This is a genomic window from Joostella sp. CR20 (assembly GCF_038433465.1).
Taxonomy (GTDB): domain Bacteria; phylum Bacteroidota; class Bacteroidia; order Flavobacteriales; family Flavobacteriaceae; genus Galbibacter.
The window spans coordinates 106,624-126,827 of sequence record NZ_JAESVF010000007.1 but is presented as its reverse complement, the minus strand read 5'-3'; the positions used below and the strand labels follow the sequence as shown (position 1 = coordinate 126,827).

Sequence of the window (20,204 nt, the reverse complement as noted above, 5' to 3'; positions counted from 1 at the left end):
AAAAAAGAAGCCATTCGGCTTCTTTTTTTATTCTTCTAACTTAGCTTTCTTAGCTTCTCTCTTTTCTTTGATCAACTCAATGATTGAACCTCCCAACCAATAAGGAATTACGAAAGTTAATAAAAAAATCATCAACCAAAACCCGATTGTTAAAACGGTCATGATTGCTAAAAAGCCAAGATACTGATCAAATTCGAACATAGTTTCCGGAAATTTTCTGAATTCGCTCCAAATATAAGCACAATTCTTAATAATTTCAGTATTAAATTAAATTATTTACACAGAATATACTTTTAGAAGTCCTCCTATTCTTCCAAAATCAATATCACAAAAAATTATAAGGCTGTTTTGATACTTTTAGTTACTTTTACTATTAGTACTATAAATGCTAATTAAACTGAAAATCAATTTAAAAAAATCTATGAAAAAAATTTTAGCCTTTAGTTTTTTAAGTCTCTCATTATTTACTGGATGTAATAATGACGATGACGATATTTCTGACTACGATATTGTAAAAACCGAATATTCTAGAGATTATTGGGAAACCGAAAACCCAACAACTTACTATTTGGTTAACAACGTTCGATGGATTGAAACAGATGGTGGTGAAGGAAATTCAAATCCAGATTTAACCAGAAATTACGACCAAACTATTTTAAATAGTATAGACGAAAACATGGCCGAATTAGGGTACACCAAAGTAACACAATTAGACGAAGAAAATCTACCAGACCTTATTATTGCTGCACAAGCTTTGGCTACAACCTATGCAGATATCGATTTTATTTGGGACGGTTGGTATGATTGGTGGGGATATTACGACCCTTACTACCCTGGCGGATATTACCCTGTTTATTACGAATGGATCGAAGGAACTTTATTTATCGAAATGGCAAGCACTTCTTCTATAGATGTTGAAAACGAACAAATAGATATTGTTTGGGGAGCTGGTATTAACGGCTTGGTAAGAGGTTCGCAAAGTGCAAACATCGATTTTATTGAAGATCGTGTAGAAGATGCCTTCGAACAATCAGAATCGTATTTAACAGTTCAATAAAATAAACTCATGAAAAAATTATTAGTAGTTGCATTTATTTTTACTAGTCTATTTATAAATGCTCAAGATAAGCAAGATTACATCGACTTAATCAAAGCTAATTTAAACCTTGAAATCAAATCGTTTGTGTACGACGAGTTAGAACTTTCTGCTACCGAAAGAGAAACTTTTGCACCTATTTTTGATAATTATTTAGAAGAAAGTGGAAAGATTGTGCTCGAAAAAGCATCATTGTTTGACGATTATGTCCATAACCTATCGGCACTTTCTTCCGAAGAAATAAACGATTTAAACAAAAATGTAATCAAAACAGACCTTCAAAAAGTAAAAACAGATAAAAAGTATTACAGCAAATTTGTAAAAGCTATTGGTGTTGAAAAAACTACCGCTTTCTTTTTTATCAAGCGTTATTTAGACAATACTTTGGAAGGCTCTAAACTTGATTTTTTAGCAGAATAAACAGATGTTAATTGGCATAAATTGACATTTATTACCTTCGATTTTATTGGAGAATAATGTAAATTTGTGACTCAAAAAGATTAATTCATACTATGGATTTTAGAATAGAAAAAGACACCATGGGGGAAGTAAAAGTTCCTTCAAAAAAATTATGGGGAGCACAAACCGAACGCTCAAGAAACAACTTTAAAATTGGAGCGCCAGCTTCTATGCCATTGGAAGTGGTTTATGGTTTTGCTTACTTAAAAAAAGCAGCCGCTTATACCAACTGCGAACTTGGAGTTTTACCTATCGACAAAAGAGATCTTATTGCACAAGTTTGTGATGAAATTTTAGAAGGAAAGCACGACGACCAATTTCCGTTAGTTGTATGGCAAACAGGTTCTGGTACGCAAAGTAACATGAATGTAAACGAGGTGATTGCCAACAGAGCACATCAACTTGCAGGAAAGAAAATTGGCGAAGGTGAAAAAACATTGCAACCAAACGACGATGTTAACAAGTCGCAATCATCAAACGACACCTTCCCTACCGGAATGCACATTGCTGCTTATAAAATGGTTGTAGAAACTACCATTCCTGGAGTAACGCAATTACGCAACACACTTAAGAAAAAGTCGGAAGAATATAAAAACGTAGTTAAAATTGGAAGAACACACTTAATGGATGCTACACCGCTTACATTAGGTCAGGAATTTTCTGGTTACGTTTCTCAATTAGACCACGGTTTAAAGGCTTTAAACAATACTTTAGACCACTTATCAGAACTAGCTTTAGGAGGTACAGCCGTAGGAACTGGATTAAACACTCCAAAAGGTTATGCAAAACGTGTAGCTGAATTTATTGCTAAGTTTACCGAACACCCTTTTAAATCGGCAGATAATAAATTTGAAGCACTTGCTGCACACGATGCTTTTGTAGAAACACATGGTGCACTTAAACAATTGGCAGTTTCTTTAAATAAAATTGCAAACGATATCCGTTTAATGGCATCTGGACCTCGAAGTGGAATTGGTGAAATTATCATTCCTGCCAACGAGCCAGGAAGTTCTATTATGCCAGGAAAAGTAAATCCTACGCAATGCGAAGCACTTACAATGGTTTGTGCACAAGTTATGGGGAACGACGTAGCAATTACAGTTGGTGGAACTCAAGGTCATTACGAGCTAAACGTTTTCAAACCAATGATGGCTGCCAACTTATTACAATCGGCTAGATTAATTGGTGATGCTTGTGTAAGTTTTGACGAACATTGCGCTAGCGGCATCGAGCCAAATACAAAGCGTATTAATGAGCTTGTAAATAATTCGTTAATGCTTGTAACTGCTTTAAACACTAAAATTGGTTACTACAAAGCTGCAGAAATTGCAAACAAAGCACACGAAGAAGGAACAACTTTAAAAGAAGCTGCTTTAGCTTTAAAATATGTTACTTCGGAAGAGTTTGACGAATGGGTTAAACCAGAAGAAATGGTTGGTGGATTAAAATAATTCTCAACGTTAGTATAAAAGTTAAAGCTGAATGGAAATATTTTTCATTCAGCTTTTTTTATTATTTTTTCTGAATCAACAAAGACAATATGAAAAATTACTTAAGAATCAGTTTTAGTGTATGCACTTTACTCCTCTTTTCATGTAAAGAAAAACCTGCGGAAAAAGAAACCATTATCGAACTCGGAGACTTAAACAAAGAAACGGTAGTGAAAGCGCTTCCAACTGTTGAATGTTATCAATATATTCAAGGAAAAGACACCATCAGTTTAAATATAGAAACGCATGACAATTTAGTTTCTGGAACGCTAGCGTATAAGTTTTTTGAAAAGGACAAAAGTTTTGGTACCATCAACGGAAAATTAAACGGTGATATTTTAAAAGCTGATTACACATTTAAAGCTGAAGGCACAACCTCTACCCGCGAAGTTATTTTTATGAAAAGTAACGACCAATTAATTCCTGCCTACGGAGAAACTATTGAAAAAGAAGGAAAGTTTGTTTTCAAAGAAAATTCAAAACTCGACTTTAATTCAGCTCAAGCATTACAAAAAGTAACTTGTAATTTATAAAAACAAAAAAGTCTGTCTAGTAATACCTAAACAGACTTTTTAAACTTTATTGTTTCAATCTTACTTTTGATACATTTTAATGCGTTGTTCTTTCACTCCTGCATCTGCCATATAATCATCGAAAGATAAATAACGGTCTATTGTTCCGTTTGGAGTTAACTCAATAATTCTATTCGCGATAGATTGTGTAAACTCATGGTCATGAGAAGTCAACATAATAGTTCCTGGAAATTTCTTCAAAGAGTTATTAAACGCTGTGATACTCTCTAAGTCCAAGTGGTTTGTTGGTTCGTCGAGCATCAATACATTTCCTCTTATCATCATCATTCTACTTAACATACAACGTACTTTTTCACCTCCAGAGAGTACGCGTCCTGTTTTTAAGGCTTCTTCTCCACTAAATAACATTTTCCCTAAAAAGCCACGTACAAATACTTCTTCGCGCTCTTCTTCAGTTTTAGCATATTGTCTTAACCAATCTACCAACGTATCGTCTGTGTCGAAAAACGCCGAGTTATCTGATGGTAAATACGCATGTGTAGTTGTAACTCCCCATTGGAATTTCCCTGCATCTGCTTTTTCGTTATCATTAATAATTTCATAAAAAGCTGTTGTAGCACGAGAGTCTTTCGAAATTACAGCAACTTTATCTCCTTTAGCTAAATTGATGTCTACGCCTTTAAAAAGTACTTCACCATCAATACTTGCAGAAAGTCCTTCAACATTTAATATTTGGTCTCCAGCCTCACGTTCGCGTTCAAAAATAATAGCAGGATAACGACGACTTGAAGGTTTGATATCGTCAATTTTAAGTTTATCCAACATCTTTTTACGAGATGTAGCTTGTTTACTTTTTGCAACGTTGGCACTAAAACGCTGAATAAATTCTTGTAATTCTTTCGCTTTTTCTTCTGCTTTTTTGTTTTGTTGTGCACGTTGTCTTGCTGCCAATTGGCTACTTTCGTACCAAAACGTATAGTTACCACTGTAAAGGTTAACTTTTCCGAAGTCAATATCAGCAATATTAGTACACACTGCATCCAAGAAGTGACGGTCGTGAGATACAACAATAACTGTATTGTCGTAGTTTGCCAAAAAGTTTTCTAACCAACTAATTGTTTCAAAATCCAAGTCGTTGGTAGGCTCATCCATAATCAACACATCTGGATTTCCAAAAAGTGCCTGTGCCAATAACACACGTACTTTTTGCTTTCCGTCAAGGTCGGCCATTAAACTGTAATGCAAATCTTCATTGATTCCTAAATTTGATAAAAGTGCTGCGGCATCGCTATCGGCATTCCAGCCATTCATTTCTTCAAATTGCACTTGAAGTTCCCCTATTCTATCAGCATTTTCATCAGAATAATCAGCATAAAGCTCATCCATCTCTTTTTTAATCGCAAACAAAGGTTTGTTCCCTCTTAAAACGGTTTCTAACACAGGATATTCGTCATAAGCGTAGTGATCTTGCTCTAAAACCGACATACGTTTTCCTGGCTCTAAGTGTACATGTCCACTTGTTGCGTCTTGTTTTCCTGATAATATTTTTAAAAATGTAGATTTTCCAGCACCATTGGCACCAATAATTCCGTAGCAATTTCCTTGGGTAAAGGTCACATTAACTTCATCAAACAGAACACGTTTTCCAAATTGTACAGATAAATTAGAAACTGATAACATTCACAATTGTTTTAATTATTCGAGTGCAAAAGTAACAAATTTCAACTAGAATTTTACTACAAAGTTAACGCTGTAAATCGAATCAATTAAAAGCTGTAAAACTTGTGAATACGCAGAAAACACAATCTATATTAAAAACGTTAAAAACAGCTTATTTAACTTCATCTTAACATTATTCTTAACCTTGCTTTTATAGATTTGTTGGTAATGATGCTTAGAAAACATCGAGACCTTATATGAAGTACTCTTTTTTAGCGCTCATAATCGCCCTCACCTATAGTTGTTCAGAAGCTCCCAAAAGCACTTTTTTTGGCGGAGAAATTGTCAACCCTAACGCAGACTATGTCTATTTGTATTACAATAATGAGTTGATAGACTCCTCTAAATTAGACCGCAACAACAGGTTTTCTTTTCAGTTAGAAAAAGTAAAAGAAGGTCTCTACCACTTTGATCATAACGAATACCAATACATTATACTTGAAAAAGGCGACAGTTTATTAATGCGCTTAAACACGTTGGATTTTGATGAGTCGTTAGTGTATTCTGGTGAAGGTGCCGAAAAAAATAATTTCTTAATCGACATGTTTTTGATTTATGAAGATGAAGAAAAATTGGTGAATAATTATAGTGAATTAACTGCGGAAGAATTTTTAGCTAAAATTGATTCTTTGAAGCAGATGAAAGAAGAGCTTTTAAGTGATATAAACCTTAAAAAACCTTTATCTCCAAAAGCAAATCACATTGCTCAAGGCGCTATAAATTACAGGTATTTTACCGATATGGAAGAATTTCCGTTTATCCATAAAAGACGAAACGGACTTAAAAGTGTTCCTGAACTACCTGCCAATTACTACGATTTTAGAAATCAAGTAAATTACAACGACACTCTTTTAATGTACTACAAACCCTATTTTAATTATTTGGTGGTTCATTTTAACAATCTAGCATACAATCATTGTAAGAATGAGTGTAACGGCGATTTCAACCACATTCAACGCTCTTTACATTACAGCACGCACAAATTAAAGTTGATTGATAGTACAGTTACAGAAAACAAAACCATTCGAGATAATTTAACTCGTAATGTAGCCTACACTTATTTGCTCGAAAGACATTCTGCTGAATACAATAAAAAATTTATAGATGCTTTTCATGAAATTGCGAAAGACAATCAGCATGAAGAAGAGATAAACAAATTCTACCAAAATGTACAAAATCTTCAAAAGGGATTAACACTGCCTTCTATTCATTTAGTAGATATAAAAGGAAACAAGGTTACTATTGATTCTAATTCATACAAAAAAAATACGGTATTTTACTTTTGGAATTATCACCAAAAAGACCACCAGACAAATGTTTTAAATAGAATTTCTCGTTTAAAGAGAGATTATCCAAATTACAACTACGTTGGGATCAATGTAAATGAAGATCGCTCTGAATGGCTTAGAAACTTAGCTTCGATTTCTAAAACTGGCGATACTTTAGAGCAATACCAAACCGATAATATTGACGAACTTTTTGAAAACTTAGTAATTAAGAGTTTAAACAAAATTATTATTGTTGACAGAAACGGAAAAATAGTTGACGGTTTTGGAGATATTTACCACCGTAAAAACCTTGAAAATAGTTTACAAGGAGAGAGAGTTAAGTAAATACTTCATCTAATATCCAACTTCTAACCTTTCAATAAAGAGAATTTAAATACCATATAAAACAAACCCCAAGAGAAATTGATTCTCTTGGGGTTTTCTATTCTCCATCAGAAACTAAGCAACTAGTCTCTAATTAACTTTTTATATTTAATTCGTGTTGGTGTTACATCGGCACCTAAACGTTTACGTTTGTTCTCTTCATAGTCAGAGAAACTACCTTCAAAGAAATATACTTCCGAGTTTCCTTCAAAAGCCAAAATATGCGTACAAATACGATCTAAAAACCAACGGTCGTGAGAGATAACAACTGCACAACCTGCAAAGTTTTCTAAACCTTCTTCCAAAGCACGCAATGTATTTACATCAAGGTCGTTAGTTGGCTCATCGAGCAACAATACGTTTCCTTCTTCCTTTAATGTCATTGCCAAATGTAAACGGTTACGTTCACCTCCAGAAAGCATTTCTACTTTTTTATTTTGTTCACTTCCAGCAAAGTTAAATCGGCTTAAATAAGCTCTTGCATTTACTTGCTTTCCTCCCATCATCACCAATTCTTGTCCGTCAGAAAAATTCTCGTAAATCGATTTTGAAGGGTCTATATTTGAGTGCGATTGGTCGACATAAGCGATTTTTGCAGTATCTCCTACCTCAAACGAACCTTTATCTGGAGTTTCTTCACCCATAATCATTCTGAAAATGGTTGTTTTACCAGCTCCATTTGGTCCGATAATTCCAACAATTCCTGCTTGCGGAAGGTTGAAGTTTAAGTTTTCATATAAAAGTTTATCTCCAAAAGCTTTCGAAACTCCTTTCGCCTCAATTACATTTGTACCCAAACGCGGTCCATTAGGAATATAAATCTCTAACTTTTCGTCAAGTTTACTTTGGTCTTCATTTAAAAGTTTATCGTAATTATTTAAACGCGCTTTTTGTTTCGCTTGACGTCCTTTTGGCGCCATACGAACCCACTCCAACTCTCGTTCTAATGTTTTCTGACGTTTAGAAGCTTGTTTTTGCTCTTGTGCCAAGCGTTTCGACTTTTGGTCTAACCAAGACGAGTAATTTCCTTTCCACGGAATCCCCTCACCTCTATCTAACTCTAAAATCCATCCTGCTACATTATCCAAGAAATAACGGTCGTGCGTTACTGCAATTACAGTTCCTGAATACTGCTGTAAATGTTGCTCCAACCATAAAACCGATTCGGCATCAAGGTGGTTGGTAGGCTCATCGAGCAATAAAATATCTGGTTGTTTCAATAACAATCTACACAACGCTACACGACGACGCTCTCCTCCAGAAAGTACACTAATTGGCGTATCTGGCTCTGGCGTACGCAAAGCATCCATTGCAATTTCAAGTTTTGTATCGAGCTCCCAAGCATTGGTTGCATCAATTTTATCTTGAAGTTCTGCCTGCTTATCCATCAGTTTTTGCATCTTATCTGCATCTTCATAAACTTCTGGAAGCCCAAACATATCGTTAATCTTATTGTATTCATCTAAAATAGCAACAGTTTCGGCAACACCTTCTTTTACAATTTCTATAACTGTTTTAGACTCATCCAATTTAGGTTCCTGCTCCAAATACCCTACGGAATATCCTGGAGAGAAAACAACATCACCTTGATAGTTTTTTTCTTCTCCTGCGATAATCTTTAACAAGGTCGATTTACCCGAACCATTTAAACCTAAAATTCCAATTTTCGCTCCATAAAAGAAACTCAAATAGATATCTTTAAGCACTTGCTTATTCGAACTTTGATAGGTTTTTGATACGCCCGACATCGAGAATATCACTTTTTTATCATCTGACATATATTATTGTATTATAATAAATTAAATATAATTACTTAAACTCTTCCTTTAAGTGCGTTAAATACCCATGCAATAGCAAAAAATCCTACTCCTACCGATGCAAAACCGTATCCAGCAACTTCACTATACTTAAATGCGCCCAAAGCTATCAATCCGAGTCCAACCACAATCATTATCCACGTAGCCCAGGCCAATACTGTATTTTTATTCATTCCCATTTTTATGTAATTTATTCAGGTTTAGGGTTATTCTTTTTAAGATTGACAAATATCGTACAATTTAAGGAATTATTAGCCAAATATATAATGCTTGATTTTGTATTTTAGCAGTATTAATAAGTGTTTTTAGAAGATTTTTCAACTTTTCGTAAATTGTTAAATTGAATACAACACTTAAATCATTTGAAATTAATAGAATAGATGGATTTAAAATTCAATCAAAACGAAGATTACAACAAACTTTCTGTTGCTGAATTAAAACGAAGATTTGCCAAAGTTTCATTAGGCGGAGGCGAAAAACGCATTGAAAAACTCCATGCACAAGGAAAAATGACAGCAAGAGAACGTATCGACTACCTTCTTGATAAAGATAGTAACAGTATTGAAATTGGTGCTTTTGCTGGCGAAGGAATGTACAAAGAGCACGGAGGTTGTCCTTCTGGAGGTGTTGTAGTAAAGATTGGATACATCAATAACAAACAATGCATTGTAGTTGCCAACGACGCTACTGTAAAAGCTGGTGCTTGGTTTCCCATTACTGGAAAGAAAAACTTACGTGCGCAAGAAATAGCTATCGAAAACAAACTTCCTATTATTTATCTTGTAGATAGCGCTGGGGTGTACCTCCCTATGCAGGACGAAATTTTTCCAGACAAAGAGCATTTTGGTCGAATTTTCAGAAATAATGCTCAAATGAGTAGTATGGGAATTACTCAAATTGCAGCCGTTATGGGAAGTTGCGTAGCTGGTGGCGCCTACCTCCCTATTATGAGTGATGAAGCTTTAATTGTAGATAAAACTGGTAGTATTTTTCTCGCTGGTAGTTATTTGGTAAAAGCTGCTATAGGCGAAAATATCGATAATGAAACATTGGGAGGCGCTACAACGCATTCAGAAATAAGTGGGGTCACCGATTATAAAGCCAAAGATGATAAAGATGCGTTGGATACCATTCGAAATATCGTTGATAAAATTGGTGATTTTGACAAGGCTGGATTCAACAGAAAAAAACCTGTAAAACCGATAGACGAACCTGCCGATATCTACGGAATATTACCAAAAAGTAGAGCTGAGCAGTACGATATGAAAGAAATTATTAGCAGAATTGTCGACGCTAATTCTTTTGAAGAATACAAAGAAGGCTTCGGAAAAACCATTATAACAGGTTATGCTCGTATTGATGGTTGGGCTGTTGGAATTGTTGCCAATCAACGAAAAGTTGTAAAGACTAAGAAAGGAGAATTACAATTTGGAGGTGTTATCTATTCGGATTCTGCCGATAAAGCAACGCGATTTATTGCCAACTGTAATCAAAAGAAAATTCCACTTATTTTTCTACAAGATGTAACTGGTTTTATGGTTGGAAGTAAATCGGAGCACGGTGGCATTATTAAAGATGGCGCAAAAATGGTAAATGCTGTGAGTAATTCTGTGGTGCCTAAATTTACTGTTGTTATCGGGAATTCTTACGGAGCTGGAAATTACGCCATGTGCGGAAAAGCATACGACCCGCGCCTCATCTTTGCATGGCCAAGTGCCGAACTTGCGGTTATGGGCGGTGCGCAAGCTGCCAAAGTATTATTGCAAATTGAAACCGCTTCCTTAAAGAAAAAAGGAGAAGAAATTACCAAAGAGAAAGAAGACGAACTTTTTAATAAAATAAAATCGAAATACGACAAACAAGTATCGCCATATTATGCGGCGGCTCGTTTATGGACGGACGCGATTATCGATCCGCTAGACACTCGAAAATGGATTAGCATGGGAATAGAAGCTGCCAACCATGCTCCTATTGAAAAGCCTTTTAATTTGGGAGTGATACAAACTTAAATAACCTAATTCGATGTAAAATCAATATTGAATAACTTCAACTGTTTACAGTATAAATTATTTAATGATATTTTCATTTTTGTCTTGACACAAAAACGAAACAAAAAAATCAAGACTGATTTAAAAAGCATAAGAAAATCTACGGAAACAACCTCCACAGATAAAAAGAACTCACTACGTTCAAACAACTTTTTATCTTTCGCCCCACGCTGCTTCCTTGATTTTCAATACTTTTTAAACAGGTCGTGCCTCATATTCATTCTTCTTACGTCGAACTCACATTAAATATTAATTACTATTTTGAATTTCTTCTAACTGTTTTTCCAATGCTTCCGATTTTTCTTTAAACTTTTGCATTGCCTTTTTTAGTTGTTCAATCTTCTTTACCATTTCGTCATTCTTAATGGCTTGATAGGTTGTCTCCCCATCTCTCTCTTTCACTTTTGCCTTTCCTCCACAGGTTGGGCAATCATATACTTTACTCATTGTTTATTTTTTATAATTTTTACTCGCTAGCTATACTATTTTAATTTCTCGACAGTTGCTTCACGAAGTAGTTTTCCGTTAGCTGTTTCTTCAAATTTATCAGTAAAATAAATAGCTTTCGGATGCTCAAACTTTTCAAGGCTTTTTAATTCTTTTACTGAAGTTTTCAAAGCTTCCTGCGCTTTTCCTTCAATAACAAGAATTAACTTCTCTCCTAGTTCGGCATCATTTAAACCGTACACGAAGAAACGTTGCGAAATAACTTTAGCTAACTTCTTTTCAATCTGCTCAGGAATAAGTTTTACTCCGCCAGAATTAATTACATTATCGTAACGTCCTTTCCAATCAAACTCACTTTCACTTATCAGCGTAACAATATCATTGGTTACTATAGTTTCTTCTGCAATATAAGGAGCATCAATAACCAAACAACCTCGTTTATCTGTGCTAATTGTTACATTGGGTAAAATTTTAAAATGTGCGGAATCAATACTTTCCGAAGCAGAAAAATTATTGATTTTCTTGGCTGCAATATGTGTTACCGTTTCAGTCATTCCATAAGTTTCAAAAACTTGTGTAGACTTATCTTGAACACTTTCTACTAAATCTTTTGTGACAGGAGCACCGCCAACAATTAGCTGTTTGATGTTGTTGATTTTATTGAGTGAATTTGACACCTGCAAAGGTATCATTGCTGAAAAATCATACTGCTCTTCTATCTCCTCCAAAGGATGTAAAGTTGGCGCAACTAAGTCGATTTCCAGTCCTAAAATCATGGCACGAACCAACATCATCTTTCCTGCGATATAGGCAGCAGGCAAACAATGAAGTGCAGTATCACCAACAGAAATTCCGAAGAAATCTCCTGAAGCAATAGCAGAATTTACCATAAACTGCTTCTGAATTTTAATGTGCTTTGGCGTGCCTGTGGAACCAGAAGTTCGCACAAATAAATGGTCTTTGGCATCCAACCAATCCATTAAAAAGTTACCGATAGATTGCTCGTAATCCTCGCCTTCTTTTACAAAACTATAAGCAACTTCTTTTAAGTCTTCTCTGTCAAAATAAGTCCCGTTGAGCTTGAATTTTAAGTGTATTTTATCAAAAGATGGAGTGTTTTCCATAGGAATAATTTTAGTTTAAAATACCATTCCATAAATGCATTAATCTGCACAAAACACAAACTAACACTGGAATTTTGTATAAAATTAACCCCTATAATTTGTATAAAAAAGTTTATACAGAGGTAGTTTCAGATATTTTATCAACATCTTGAGGAGGTGTGATGTTACCTGTAAGTTTCTCTTTCCAATTACTCCACTTGTATTTCTTAGCAAAAATGAATAATAGTATAGGAAATACAATAAAAATAGGCACGTAAACATCCCAACCTAATGCTGGTTCAGAAATGTCTTTAAATACTGAATGCGTTTGAAAAGCAGTCCAATTGGCTGTAACCAATAAAGCTGTAACTAAATTGTTTGCTGCGTGAAACCCAATACTGAGCTCCATTCCTTCATCCATAAGTGTTAGAATCCCTAAAAACAATCCTGTTCCGATATAATAAATCATGATTCCGTATCCTAATTTATCTACTTCAGGATTAAATACATGAAGACTTCCAAAGATAACAGAAGTTAAAAGTAAAGGCGCCCAACGGTTGAGAAAGAGAGCTCCAAAACCTTGCATTAAATATCCTCTAAAAATATATTCTTCTAAACTGGTTTGCAACGGTATCATTACAACGCCAATAACAAATAAAATTAAAAAGGGAACGAGTTTAAAGTTGTATTCGTAATCTTCTGGCGACAGTACCAACGCATCTAAAAATGCCAAAGCAGCCGTAATTCCACCCCACAATACAAACGAAAACAACACACGCTTCCAATCTATTTTTTTTCGAGCCGTTGTTAATGCAACAACCGATTGTTTATGGAATTTTGTTACCCACATAAACAGTAATGGCAAGCAAACTGCAAAGGGCAACATCAGTAAAAACAAATTTAAATTTGGTTCTAAAACACTTAGTAAACTAGCGGTGTCTCCAGATTGTACTGCGCTTGTTCCGCCTTTCCAAAGTACTGCCAACACAAATGGAATTTGCATTATCTGGCTCATGAAAATTATAAAAATCGAGCCCAATAAATACCTCCAAAACTCGTGTCTAACCTTAAAAACTTGTTCTATATATTTCAATTCTGTTTATTTTTTTAAAGGACTTATGTCCCATTTTTTATTAATATCGTACAGTAAAGTACCGTTTTTAACTGTAAGCGGACTCTCAATATTGTTGGTATATAAACTGCCTGTTCCTAAACCTTGAGGCATTGAATTATTCAAGGTTGCAGTCCATTGCGAAATTGCATTTAGCCCCACATTACTCTCCAAAGCACTCGTAATCCACCACCCTATTTTCAATTCTTCGCTAAGCGAAATCCACTCTTGCGAACCTTTAAATCCGCCAACCAAACTTGGTTTTAAAATTATGTATTGGGGTTTAATAGTTTGTAGCAATTCTCGCTTTTCTGTTACAGTAAAAACACCAATTAATTCTTCATCCAATGCAATTGGTAAAGGAGTTTCTGCACATAAAGCCCCCATTTCAACTATGTTTCCTTGTTTTATTGGTTGTTCAATAGAATGTAAATTAAGTGTTGCTAACTGCTTTAGTTTGTATGTTGCTTCGGAAGGAGAAAAGGCTCCATTTGCATCAACACGAAGTTCTATTTCTTCGGAAGAAAATTTGTTTCTGATGCTACTTAGAAGTTTAAATTCCGTATCAAAATCGATAGCTCCAATTTTCATTTTAATACACTGAAAACCATCAGCTATTTTTTCTTGAATTTGAGTCGTCATAAAACTTTCATCGCCCATCCACACCAAACCGTTAATCGGAATTGCCTGCTTCCCCTGCGTAAATTCCGAAGGAAATAATTCAAAAGCATTTTTGTTTTGCAATGACAAAAATGCTTGCTCAACTCCAAATTGAATGGAAGGAAACTCCAACAAAGCATCCCAAAGGGCGTCTTTTCCTAAATGGATATTTTGGCAAACCCACTGCAATTTTTCTTCGTAATCTGGACGGTCGTCAATACTCAACGAGCGTAAAATTCCGCATTCACCAATACCAAAATTTTCGCCTTCTTCTAAAATAATAAACCAAGTTTCTTTGGTAGTAAGTACGCCTCTAGAAGTTCCACTTGGACGCTTAAAGTTTAAAATATACTTTTTGTAAGTCGCTTTCATTTAGAGTTCTATACTTTCACCAATTTCGAGTAACATTAGGTCTTTCCCTGCGTTGTAAAACTCTTTTTTAGCCTCCTCGTGGTCAATTTCAATATAACCAAAAGTATCAAAGTGATAGCCTAAAACCTTATCGCATTCTACAAAATTTGATGCGTGGATGGCTTCTTTTATTCCCATGGTAAAGTTATCTCCGATAGGTAAAATTGCTAAATCTAACTTTGTAAAAAGCGGAATGATTTTCATATCCATTGTTAAACCAGTATCTCCAGCGATATAGATATTTTTATGTTCCCCTTCGATTACAAAACCACCAGGTTGCCCACCGTAACTACCGTCGGGAAAAGAAGAAGAATGTGTAGCATTTACATATTTCACTAAACCAAATTCAAAATCCCAACTTCCGCCGTGATTCATCGGGTGTGTTTCAATTCCCATTTTACCATAATGTCCAGCAATTTCTGCATTCGAAACCACAACTGCACCTGTGCGTTTTGCTATGCGCTCTACATCCAAAATATGATCTTGATGCGCATGAGTCACCAAAATATAATCGGCTTTAATAGCATCGATATCGATATGCGAAGCTTTTTCGTTTCCTGAGATAAATGGATCTACCAATATATGTACATCGTCAACCTGAATAGCCAAAGATGCGTGTCCGTAAAATGTAATTTTCATGAGTTTATTTTTTATTCAACTATAAATATAGCAATCTGTCTTAGGTATAAAAAAGACAGTAGTTAAAGTTAAATAAAATTAATGAAAATTAAACCAAAAACGAACGCCGTGACTTTCTTTATCGATATGCAATGAAGAACGCAACTGGTTTGCCAAACGCCCAATGAGCGTCATTCCCATTGACCCAGAGGTTTTTGCATCGAAATTTTCAGGGAGACCAACGCCATCATCTTTATACTCAAAATAATATTGATCGTTATTTTTAAGTAAACTGATGTAAATATTACCTTCTGTATGATTTTCGAAAGCGTATTTAAAAGAATTTGAAATCAGTTCATTTAAAATTAAACCGATAGGAATTGCTCTATCGACATCCAAATCGGTACTCGAAGCATTGATATGTAGTTTTATTTTACTTCCAGAAGTTTTATAAACCGATTGAATACTCGCACCGAGCGACTCAATATACTCCTGCATTTTTATAACTGAAAGATCTTCGTTTTGATATAATTTTTGGTGAATAAGTGCCATTGCTTTCACTCTACTCTTCCCTTCTTCAAGCGCAGCAATTGCGGCTTTACTTTTGGTGTTTTTGGTTTGAATGCTTAACAAACTAGAAACCACTTGTAAATTGTTTTTTACCCGATGATGAATTTCTTTTAAAAGAGAATCTTTTTCGGTTAGTGAGTTTTCAATAATCTTCTTTTGGTTTTCAATAAGACGTTTGTTTTTAATACTTCGTACATACGCTACAATCAAACCAATAACCGATAAAAAACACAAAATAAGCGCAGAAACACTTAGGTAAATAGTCTTTTCGCGAGCTAAAATTTCGGTTCGGTTTTTCTCTAAATTACGACGTTGCTTTTCGATAGTTTCCTTTTGATTGTCTAAATCGAACTGCACCAGTAAACTCAACAATTGTTTTTTGCGACTGCTGTAATCGAGCGAATCTTTGAGTTTTACGTACTTTTTAAAATACAAAGAAGCCGAGTCTGGATTACTGTCTTTTAAATGAAAATTAGCTCTTAAACGGTTGTAATTTACAATGTTCGATTTTACAATTTTTTGATCGAGTACAATACTATCCAAATAAGTTTGCGCAAGTTCTAAATTCCCAAGCTCTAAATGACACTCTGCTAAACTTTCCCAAAGTCCCACAATGGTGTTTGAATATTTCCCTTTGTCGTGAATTTTGCTTGCCGAAACTCCAGCTTCAAGGTAAGAAATTGCTTCATCAAATTTATTCTGAAACATTTTACATTTCCCTAAATTACTCTCTATTTTTCCTTTTAAATAAATTGCTTCATTAAATTCGTCTACAGACAAATCTCTATTCACAATAAGGTATTTTGTAATCTCCTCGTGCGCTGTTTTTATGTTTTTATAGGCGGTATAAATCGAGCCGTCTTTTAGTAAATACGCCCCCAAATCGTTGTAGTAATTTGCACTAAAATACTTATCGTTACTCGAGGCTAGCTTACTTTGGTTTGTAATTACATATTCCATCATGGCTTGCCTATACAAACCTAACTCGGCATACACATCGTAGAGTACAATTTTTTCTCCAAGGCTTTTTAAGGCTCGCCTAACCTCCAATTGCTTATCGTAAATTTGAAGTTCTTTGTACAGTAAATCGAGTGTGTAGAGAATTTGAATTTTAACTTTTACATCGAGTTTCTTTTCCTCATCGTAGAGCAACTCCCCTATAAGTGCTCCTTTATCATAATTGCCAACATCGTAATACAAACGCATCAAAATGGTTTTGTATTTTATAACAGCTTCGGAGTCGTTTTTTTCTTCAGCTAAAGCAATCGATTTATTTACAACTTCTATCCAAGTATACGCCGAACTTATTTTGTAGTGCTGTTCAACGCTAAAGAAATAATCAAAACGAGCGCTTTCATTTTCAATTTCTAAAAACTCGTATAACGGATCTTCTTCTTCAAAAGTTTTATGCTGAGCAAAAATCGCAACTGTAAGCAATAAAAGGGTTGCAATAGCTATGGTTTTTTTTCTGAAATAAAATAATACAACTCTATTATTCATTTTAATTAACATAGGGGGTTTATGCAGAAACAATTCATGCTGATTTTTATTCTTTCTAAAGCATTTGTTTTAAAAAAAGCCTAAATATAGCATTTAGGCTTTTATAATAATATTTTAAAAGTAATATTACTATGTAATTAACATCTTAACAGCGAAGTAAACTTAAAATTTCTATCAGAAGAAACTAAATTTATGTTGTATAATGCTTGTTTTATGTGGTAAACTAAGTTGATGGAAGTAATGTAGAAAACAAAAAAGAGTTTTAGGCAGTTGCTTAAAACTCTTTTTATAAAAAATCATGAAAATTTTGTTTGGGTAAAACCAATAATCTTTTATCAACGAGACGAATGTATAAAACTAAATACTGTTTAGCTATTTTTTGTTGTAAAACCAGTAAAAACTGTTGTAAAACAAAAAAAGAACTCTTTTGAGGAGAGTTCTTTTTTGTTAACCAATTTAAGGCAATCATAATTTAAGTTATTGTGCAACTTTGGGGGATGTTAATTTAGCTCATATTTGGGGCGCATAAGCTTAATTAACAACACTTCAAATGTATACTGCATGTTTTATGATTCCAAAATATTGTTGTAAACAGACTTATTTATGAGGTAAGTCTGGATTATAATGTTGTAAATGAAAGATTAGGAGTTCATATTCGAAAGAATAAACTCCCTAAACTCTTTAGATATAGGAATATTCTTACCATTAATTAAAATATCCTTGGTGTTGATAGCTTCAATTTGATCGATATTTACAATGTACGATTTGTGCGCTCTGTAAAATTGTTTCGATGGAAGTTTCTCTAAATAGTCTTTTAATGCTGAACGAACTAAGAAAGTTTTATCTTCCGTATAAACCTCCAAATACACATTATCTGCTTTTACATAATGAATATCATCAAATGGAATACGGTAATAATGCTGATTCTTTTTTACGAAAATTGAATTTCTTAAAACTGAATTAGAAACCATTTTTTCTTCGGTTTCATCCTCTACAGTTTCTTTTGCAATCGATGTAGTTTCGTTATTAAAATTAGAAAGTGCTATTTCTATGGATGTAAAAAGATCTTGTTGCTCAAATGGCTTTACCAAATAACCATTTGGTTTTACACTTTTAGCATTCTCTACAGTTGCTTTGTCGGAGTTTGAAGTAACAAAAATAAAAGGAATGTTGTAGTTTTCTCTGATGTGTTTCCCTAAATCAATTCCGGTTTTCTTAGAGGCTAAAACAATATCCACTAAGGCTAAGTCAACATCCATTGTAGCTAAAGCTTCTGTTGCACTTTCATAATCTACAACATTTGCTACAATGCTATAACCTATATCTTCAAGCATAGATTGCATATCGTCTGCAATAATTACGTTATCTTCAACGATGAGAATTCTTATAAGTTGGTCCAAAATTTTCTACTGTTAAAATCAGTTTAAAACTACAAAAAATTATTAAAACTGAACAAAAACAAAATAGCAAATAGAAAAGTACTTAGGGCTAGCTTCTTTAATTCCGGATCTAAATCGGCTGTATTTTTATTTAAGTAAACACGTCTTAAATGCAGTGTAATAGGAATATAGGAAATCAAAAACAATACATTTAGCGGAGATTGATAGTTTAAAAATAAATACAATACTCCCGCTAACATTGCCATTAAAATGATGAAAAAGTGATATTTTTTTGCACTTTCCACTCCAATTTTGACAACCAAAGTGTTTTTATTTGACTTTGTATCGCTAAGAACATCGCGCATATTATTCAAATTTAACACCCCAACACTTAACAATCCGATACTGATGGCAGGCAAAAATGTTTGCCAATGTAATTGTTTTACATACAAAAAGTACGAACCCAACACACTTACCAATCCGAAAAAGATAAAGACAAAAACGTCGCCTAAACCATTATAGCCGTAAGCAGATTTTCCTACTGTATATTTAATAGCAGCAACTACCGCCGCAATTCCGAGGAGAAAAAAGAAAAGTGAATATCCTAAATTAGTGTCTTTAAACGACACATAAATTAGAGCTACAGCAACCAATAAAGTCAAAATAACAGTTACAATAATAGCTCGTAACATTTCTTTATCTGAAATTACTCCGCTTTGAATAGCACGCATTGGTCCTACTCTATCTTCATTATCAGTCCCTTTTACGCCATCCCCATAATCGTTTGCAAAGTTGGATAGAATTTGCAGTCCGACCGTAGTAATTAAAGCTAAAACAAAAATAGAAGTATTGTAAAATCCTTGTGAAAAAGCTATTGCAGAACCTACAATAATTCCTGAAAGAGACAACGGAAGCGTACGCAAGCGAGCTGCCGAAAGGAGTGTTTTAAATTTTGTCATGTATAAATTATAATGCTTCTTCTATTTTTATGCGTTTACCATTTTGATAAGAAGCTACAAACGCATCTTGAAATCCGAGTGAAACTAACTCTTTTCGGAATATTTTAGCATCTTCCAAAGAAGTGAAATTCCCCAAAGAGTATTTATTGTATGGTTTATCTTTATACTGACTGATATTTCTGAGTTCTTCAGAATACAACGAAAGATCTTTACTTTCTAGAGCAGCAACTTGTACTGCGTAAATCACTTCTGTGTTTAAATCTCTGTAATCAACAGTGTTTAAAGTACTTTCTGAATCACGTAAATTTTCTTGCAAAGCAGAAATTTGATGTTGATACAACTGAACTTCTTCTTTATCGATTAACAGTTTATTTTCAGACTGTAAATATTGGTCACTTACAAAAAATGAAGGCTTTACAATATATAAAACAAACCCAAACAAAATAAAAGTACCTAAAAATAAGGCGCTCCATTTGAAAATATTTTTAGAGCGGTACAATTGTTCTTTCTCGGCTCTATTTTTTCTTAATTCATTTAAAAGTCTAGCTTCTGTAATTTCTTTAGACTCTATGGTTTTATGCAAGTTAACTAAATGATTTTCGTCTATGTAAGGCATATTCGATTCGTTTTTA

Annotated in this window: 19 protein-coding genes; 6 read left to right on the top strand and 13 right to left on the bottom strand. The window is 34.2% G+C overall.

The features are described 5' to 3' along the window. Nucleotides 1-27 precede the first annotated feature (27 nt). Nucleotides 28-201, bottom strand: coding sequence for a hypothetical protein (locus JMA43_RS10550; RefSeq protein ID WP_342156545.1), 174 nt, complete (start codon nt 199-201; stop codon nt 28-30). 220 nt (nt 202-421) lie between these two features. Here JMA43_RS10550 and JMA43_RS10545 point away from each other — a divergent pair, with 220 nt between their 5' ends. From JMA43_RS10545 to JMA43_RS10530, 4 genes are all read left to right on the top strand, one after another. After that, nucleotides 422-1,057, top strand: coding sequence for a DUF4136 domain-containing protein (locus JMA43_RS10545; protein WP_342156543.1), 636 nt, complete (start codon nt 422-424; stop codon nt 1,055-1,057). A 9-nt stretch (nt 1,058-1,066) separates the two neighbouring features. Then, nucleotides 1,067-1,516, top strand: a complete 450-nt coding sequence (locus tag JMA43_RS10540; protein WP_342156541.1) for a hypothetical protein — start codon at nt 1,067-1,069, stop codon at nt 1,514-1,516. Between the two features lie 92 nt (nt 1,517-1,608). Further along, complete coding sequence (fumC, locus tag JMA43_RS10535) at nt 1,609-3,006, top strand: class II fumarate hydratase (RefSeq protein WP_342156539.1); 1,398 nt, start codon at nt 1,609-1,611, stop codon at nt 3,004-3,006. An 89-nt stretch (nt 3,007-3,095) separates the two neighbouring features. Beyond that, a complete protein-coding gene (locus JMA43_RS10530; protein WP_342156537.1) occupies nt 3,096-3,578 on the top strand; it encodes a hypothetical protein in 483 nt (160 codons plus the stop codon). A gap of 60 nt (nt 3,579-3,638) precedes the next feature. Here JMA43_RS10530 and JMA43_RS10525 read toward each other — a convergent pair whose 3' ends face one another. Further along, nucleotides 3,639-5,258 (bottom strand): ABC-F family ATP-binding cassette domain-containing protein, encoded by a 1,620-nt coding sequence (locus JMA43_RS10525; protein WP_342156536.1) that lies wholly within the window; start codon nt 5,256-5,258, stop codon nt 3,639-3,641. Between the two features lie 236 nt (nt 5,259-5,494). Between JMA43_RS10525 and JMA43_RS10520 the strand changes: the two genes are divergently transcribed. Further along, a complete protein-coding gene (locus JMA43_RS10520; protein ID WP_342156535.1) occupies nt 5,495-6,910 on the top strand; it encodes a TlpA family protein disulfide reductase in 1,416 nt (471 codons plus the stop codon). Between the two features lie 122 nt (nt 6,911-7,032). On the opposite strand, the gene ettA is transcribed toward JMA43_RS10520, so the two are convergent. Next, the gene (gene ettA, locus JMA43_RS10515; protein WP_342156534.1) at nt 7,033-8,727 is read right to left on the bottom strand and encodes an energy-dependent translational throttle protein EttA; all 1,695 of its coding nucleotides are present in this window, start codon (nt 8,725-8,727) and stop codon (nt 7,033-7,035) included. Nucleotides 8,728-8,762: 35 nt separating this feature from the next. Further along, complete coding sequence (locus JMA43_RS10510; protein WP_342156532.1) at nt 8,763-8,939, bottom strand: CAL67264 family membrane protein; 177 nt, start codon at nt 8,937-8,939, stop codon at nt 8,763-8,765. A 207-nt stretch (nt 8,940-9,146) separates the two neighbouring features. Between JMA43_RS10510 and JMA43_RS10505 the strand changes: the two genes are divergently transcribed. Beyond that, nucleotides 9,147-10,775 (top strand): acyl-CoA carboxylase subunit beta, encoded by a 1,629-nt coding sequence (locus tag JMA43_RS10505; RefSeq protein ID WP_342156531.1) that lies wholly within the window; start codon nt 9,147-9,149, stop codon nt 10,773-10,775. 288 nt (nt 10,776-11,063) lie between these two features. Here the strand turns inward: JMA43_RS10505 and JMA43_RS10500 are convergent, their stop codons facing one another. From JMA43_RS10500 to JMA43_RS10460, 9 genes are all read right to left on the bottom strand, one after another. Further along, on the bottom strand, nt 11,064-11,261 hold the full coding sequence (locus JMA43_RS10500; protein ID WP_342156530.1) for a hypothetical protein: 198 nt from the start codon (nt 11,259-11,261) through the stop codon (nt 11,064-11,066). 35 nt (nt 11,262-11,296) lie between these two features. Next, the gene (locus JMA43_RS10495; protein WP_342156528.1) at nt 11,297-12,385 is read right to left on the bottom strand and encodes an AMP-binding protein; all 1,089 of its coding nucleotides are present in this window, start codon (nt 12,383-12,385) and stop codon (nt 11,297-11,299) included. A gap of 112 nt (nt 12,386-12,497) precedes the next feature. Continuing rightward, on the bottom strand, nt 12,498-13,457 hold the full coding sequence (locus tag JMA43_RS10490; protein ID WP_342156527.1) for a CPBP family intramembrane glutamic endopeptidase: 960 nt from the start codon (nt 13,455-13,457) through the stop codon (nt 12,498-12,500). Between the two features lie 6 nt (nt 13,458-13,463). Further along, nucleotides 13,464-14,507 carry an o-succinylbenzoate synthase gene (locus JMA43_RS10485; protein ID WP_342156526.1) on the bottom strand — a complete coding sequence of 348 codons (1,044 nt, stop codon included), beginning with the start codon at nt 14,505-14,507 and terminating at the stop codon, nt 13,464-13,466. Continuing rightward, a complete protein-coding gene (locus JMA43_RS10480) occupies nt 14,508-15,185 on the bottom strand; it encodes a metal-dependent hydrolase (RefSeq protein ID WP_342156524.1) in 678 nt (225 codons plus the stop codon). Between the two features lie 78 nt (nt 15,186-15,263). Next, nucleotides 15,264-17,234, bottom strand: coding sequence for a tetratricopeptide repeat-containing sensor histidine kinase (locus JMA43_RS10475; RefSeq protein WP_342156522.1), 1,971 nt, complete (start codon nt 17,232-17,234; stop codon nt 15,264-15,266). Nucleotides 17,235-17,875: 641 nt separating this feature from the next. Further along, complete coding sequence (locus tag JMA43_RS10470; RefSeq protein ID WP_342156520.1) at nt 17,876-18,634, bottom strand: LytR/AlgR family response regulator transcription factor; 759 nt, start codon at nt 18,632-18,634, stop codon at nt 17,876-17,878. Nucleotides 18,635-18,663: 29 nt separating this feature from the next. After that, the gene (gene menA / locus JMA43_RS10465) at nt 18,664-19,572 is read right to left on the bottom strand and encodes a 1,4-dihydroxy-2-naphthoate octaprenyltransferase (RefSeq protein WP_342156518.1); all 909 of its coding nucleotides are present in this window, start codon (nt 19,570-19,572) and stop codon (nt 18,664-18,666) included. 7 nt (nt 19,573-19,579) lie between these two features. Continuing rightward, a complete protein-coding gene (locus tag JMA43_RS10460) occupies nt 19,580-20,188 on the bottom strand; it encodes an SPOR domain-containing protein (RefSeq protein WP_342156516.1) in 609 nt (202 codons plus the stop codon). Nucleotides 20,189-20,204 lie beyond the last annotated feature (16 nt).